This is a genomic window from Vulcanisaeta distributa JCM 11216 (genome assembly GCF_001315985.1).
In the GTDB taxonomy this organism is placed as follows: Archaea; Thermoproteota; Thermoprotei; order Thermoproteales; family Thermocladiaceae; genus Vulcanisaeta; species Vulcanisaeta distributa_E.
On sequence record NZ_BBBI01000041.1, the window covers coordinates 1 to 4,483 of the forward strand.

Consider the following 4,483-nt stretch of genomic DNA (forward strand, 5'->3'; position numbering starts at 1 on the left):
GCCTCCACGAACCTCCTACTTATGCCAATGACCTCGACCTTCTCATTAAACTCCGTGGTGTCCCTAACCTCATCAATCCTTGGGATCCTAACCAACCTCCTAACAACCTCATCAAAAACAAACACCCTGTTGACATCAAACACACTGCTGTGTATCGCGACATCAACACCCAAAGCCCTCAACTGAGCCAGTGCGTCGGTTAGCCTAGGCCATAAATCACTGTAGAACTCAACATTCACCCTCAATGAGGATGCCAAGGCCAAGCCAATAATCGTTGATAACGGCTCGATGATAGGCATCGGGGGGGCTGAGTATAATGAGTTCCTAAGCTCATCAGCGTTGAACTCGCTCGTGAATTCAACGCTTGCTGGGAATGCGAAGCCGCAGTCCTCAAAAACCTCGCTCAAAGAATCGAGGTGACCCGAGTCACAGTTAATGCCGAGCTCACGAAAAACCCTATTAATCAATGCTTTACTCAATGCATTTAGCTTGGCGTTGGGCACGCCATTGAGTGCCTTGCGTCGCCACCAAGCCTGAAGGTTAATCCGGCGTTGATTCCCCCGTAATCAAGCCTACCAAGATGAGCCTAAGCATCATTAATTAGTGCCTCAGCCTATTAAGCCAGCCAAGACCAAGCCAGGCGAATTGGTCGTTAGCAACCTGCCCATTACTAACCACAGTATTTTTAGCAAAATTACTGGCAAATGGAAGGCTTGACTTCCATTGGCTTGGTTTACTAACTGTTATTGTTGGGTTCCAGTACTGGGCTGGTATTAAGGTTGGCTTCCCATTGGGCAGGGTAGTGACTGCCTGGACTATGACAAAGTCTGTGTAGTAAATCTGGGCATTCATGCTTATCTTTGCATCATAATGATTGTGAAATGCTTCTGAACTGGAATAAGTTGGAACATATGTATATTCCTTCCCTGTGATGTCCATTGTGGCGTCAACTGAGAATGAACCTCCCCAACCAGGCACATTCTGGTACTCGGGGGGGCCATTGGTCGCTGGTTGGGCCTCCTGGAAGTAGGGGGGGTGCTCCTCCACTGAGATTGTCACATTCCCAATAAAAACATCATCTGCCTCAATGTCTGAAGATGATATTGGAATATATGATGCTGGGAAATTCGCATACCAGTAATCATATGGTTTATTGTATTGGTCTAGGTAATACCAACCAACCCCCCCAGTATTATTTATTGGTTCTAAATACCAAAGGTATAATGTGACCTCACTCCAGGGGCCATAATTATATTCAGAACCAGGTGATAATACATAACCACTATCAGCGAGCAGTTTATCAGGGTAGTAAAGGAGGCCATTCTCATTAGTGTATGAGCATGTGTCTGTGCCCTGTGCAGTTTGTGAATTACCACTCAATACTAGGTACTGACCATTAAAGGGGGGGTAATAAGAACCAAGGGGGGGTGCTTTATTGTATAGGAATGTGAAGTACATAGTACTACCACAACCACCGCCAGTTACAGTCACTGGCTGGTTTGTACCACCCTCAATTGGGATGGGTTGGACAGGGCCTATTGTGACTGTATATGGTGGTGTGTATGTTAGGCATGCAATACCACCATAGTACAGTACAGTACTACCAAATAATGAATCCTCACCACCGCAGAATTGGTACTGTTGGAACTGCCCACTCCAGTTAAACCATAGGTACCTATAGTCATATCGGCTGGGGGGGATGGTGAAATTCCAACCCTGGAATTGAGGTGTTAAGTCCATCTTGAAGTATATTGGGTACCATTGAGACCCTGCTTGAGCATGTGTAATCATTGCAATCCCAATAATGCCTAGGATTAGCAAGGCTGCAATCCTAGGGAGGATCCAAGGCAGTGAAAGCCTCATGTTAGTGAGGCCCTTTTTAAAGAACAGGACTAATTAGCATTAATGATTCAATAAGAAAGGACAAGAATTTTGAGGATCAAAGAATTGAACATGATTTTAAAACCAAGGATTAAATCAAGGAGTGAAGGAACATACATAAGGTGTTGGATTGTATACTACAATGTAATCCACGCTCATGTTAGTATAAGCCTGGATTGAAATTGGGTTTGGAATACCAACCTCTTCATAGTAACCAACTGGGTTTCTAAATATTGATTGCCAGCAGTTGGATGATCCCTCATAACTACCACCTGGTAGTGTTATGTTTATTGTAGTACCAAATGGTATGTTATTAAAGACTAAGGTAGCATTATTCCCATTTATCATTACCTGGCTTGGGGGGGTTGGTGTTATGTTCATTGCCTTGAGGGTCTCCTCAACCATTGCTTGAGTAAATGGACTAGTGACATTGTACAACTCCCAACTCCAACCAGTGTATGGATTAGTCCAATTATAGAATGATAGTGTTACTACTACCTCCTTTGGTGATTGGATTTCACTCATGATTCCCTGGTAGGCTGGGGGGGTGTTATTGGCATAGGCATTGACCTTGATCACCACATACTTAAGGGTTGAGGATAGGTAGATTATGTTCATTAAATGCTCTGTATTTGGGATGAGGCCCTCAATAACCCAGCAGGCATTGCTTGGTATTGGGCCACCAGATAGGGAGAGGTGGAAGAGTGGGGGGGTGTTCAGTGGTGGGTTGAAGCTTATGAAGTTGAACGCATGATTATCATAGGTCATCAACCCTCATACACCAAACTCCCATTGTGGTAAATCACAATAAAGTACTTATCCACAATTGCGTAGTTCTGCATGTTATCAATAGTCGCATTACTTGGGAGTGGGGTCATACTCACTGGGTTTATGATGAATGTCCAATTACCAAGGCAGTATGGGTTAAAGTGGTACAGAGTCCACGTATACCCACCCACATTTGTGTAATTCACTGGCTCAGCAACCATGCTAAACCCAATGAATGGGACTATAATGGTGACAAAACCATTGTCAGCCCAACCACTTGATAAGGCATACTCCTCACTACCTGGCAGCAATACCTGCATTACATACACAGTGCTCATGTTCAAACTACCAATCATGTACTCATTAGCAAGCACTTGATTTGGTGGTATTGTGTACTTAATAACATACGTCATGTTGTACTCCAGGTTGGAAGGCACGCCATTGGTGGCAATGATGGTTGTACCATTACTACTGACCTGATTCATTTGAGAGAGCAATTTAGCAAATGCATTACCAACCTCACGTGGGTATATGTAGTGCTGGTAAATGTACTGGTAGGCAAAGTAGGCAATCACACCAAGGACTATCACCACCCCCCCAAGGGCAATACCCAACCTCCTCCCCCCCAACCCATACTAAACACCCCCCCATTTCCAACCACCCCCCCTGCGGTGGTTTTAAATGATTACGTTGGTGATGTGTCGAGGATTAAAACCCTCAAGCCATTAATCAAAGCCTCGGTGATGATTATTGCCTCGATTAGGTTTGTTGCCTTAATGCCAAGCTCAGCATCCCTGAGTTCATTGGCGATTTTGCTTAGTGAGTCTCTTAGGGACTTCACAGAGAACCTAAGCAGTTGAGTCCTAAGGTCAATGTTCCCGCTGTAGTTCAGGGCATTCAATGCATTGTTAACTGCGTTTAAGGCGTTTTCGTAAATCAATAACGCCCTCCTCAACTCACCAACCTCCTTGCCTAGCCTCTCAGCCTCACCAACCCTACCGTTACCCATTAAATCACTTAATCGAGCATCCATGTCCTTGAGCTTATTCCTCAACTCATCAACCTTCTTGTTAGGTTATTTGCTAGGTTCCTCAACAACGCCTCAGCCTCACTGACTGCGTAGTGCCTGACCTGGCTTAAAACATCAATCGCAAGCCTCGGAGGCATGTACCTAGCCAGCAAATTCCTAAGTCCATCATCACTTATTGAACTAACACTCACGAACTCATCCCTAGCATCCCTGGCACTCGCCAGCACCAACCTCCACAAATCCCTATGAAACTCCCTAAACACCTCGCTGTTTGGCTTAGCCACTGAAGCCTTGATAGCCAAGTCCCTGGCTACCTCCTCGACAGCCTCGATTTCGATGAATCCATCCTCGTAGAGTGCCCTCAATGCCCTGGCCAGTGCCTTGAGCTCGCCGGGCTCAATGCCTAATTTACCGTACTCCTCACTGAATGACTGCCACTCAACTGCCTTGTTGAGGTTTATGCCAAGCTCACTGAGTAGCTCGAGCAGGGCGACAAGCGGTTGCCTGCGCACTGAGTCGGCGTAGTCGATAAGCCCAATCAATGAGGACCTGCCACCACTGCTTAGTCTCTCAATGACCTCGTCCCTAGCCGTGACTGCCAGGTGAAGCTTAACGACAGAGTCAACAAGCAGGTCATTCCTCGCTATTGATGCAATCCTCGGGAAAACCTCACTGAAGGTTTTACCGCCTGTTAATGCATCAAAGCCCTGCCTAATCAACCTGCTTAACTCCCTCATGAACCCCCCCTCGAATTCCCTAGACCCCCCCTTGATTTGTTCCTTAGCCCACTCTCCGTAATTCACA

4 protein-coding genes and 2 pseudogenes are annotated in these 4,483 nt (G+C 45.9%); all 6 read right to left on the reverse strand.

From position 1 onward, the window contains the following. A pseudogene (locus JCM11216_RS13920) lies at positions 1 to 503 on the reverse strand (hypothetical protein); the annotation flags it as partial. Positions 504 to 600: 97 nt separating this feature from the next. Then, positions 601 to 1,863 carry a hypothetical protein gene (locus JCM11216_RS13925; RefSeq protein ID WP_054854583.1) on the reverse strand — a complete coding sequence of 421 codons (1,263 nt, stop codon included), beginning with the start codon at positions 1,861 to 1,863 and terminating at the stop codon, positions 601 to 603. A 114-nt stretch (positions 1,864 to 1,977) separates the two neighbouring features. Continuing rightward, on the reverse strand, positions 1,978 to 2,649 hold the full coding sequence (locus tag JCM11216_RS13930) for a hypothetical protein (protein WP_243676454.1): 672 nt from the start codon (positions 2,647 to 2,649) through the stop codon (positions 1,978 to 1,980). Continuing rightward, a complete protein-coding gene (locus JCM11216_RS13935; RefSeq protein WP_054854585.1) occupies positions 2,649 to 3,278 on the reverse strand; it encodes a hypothetical protein in 630 nt (209 codons plus the stop codon). The genes JCM11216_RS13930 and JCM11216_RS13935 overlap by 1 nt, the downstream gene beginning before the upstream one ends. Positions 3,279 to 3,334: 56 nt before the next feature. Further along, a complete protein-coding gene (locus JCM11216_RS13940) occupies positions 3,335 to 3,703 on the reverse strand; it encodes a hypothetical protein (RefSeq protein ID WP_054854586.1) in 369 nt (122 codons plus the stop codon). Further along, positions 3,700 to 4,483, reverse strand: a pseudogene (locus JCM11216_RS13945) (hypothetical protein); the annotation flags it as partial. The pseudogene JCM11216_RS13945 and the gene JCM11216_RS13940, both read right to left, overlap by 4 nt.

Coding starts and splice junctions, on each gene's coding strand:
- JCM11216_RS13925 (WP_054854583.1), bottom strand. CDS start 1,863: ATGAGGCTTTCACTGCCTTGGATCCTCCCTAGGATTGCAGCCTTGCTA.
- JCM11216_RS13930 (WP_243676454.1), bottom strand. CDS start 2,649: ATGACCTATGATAATCATGCGTTCAACTTCATAAGCTTCAACCCACCA.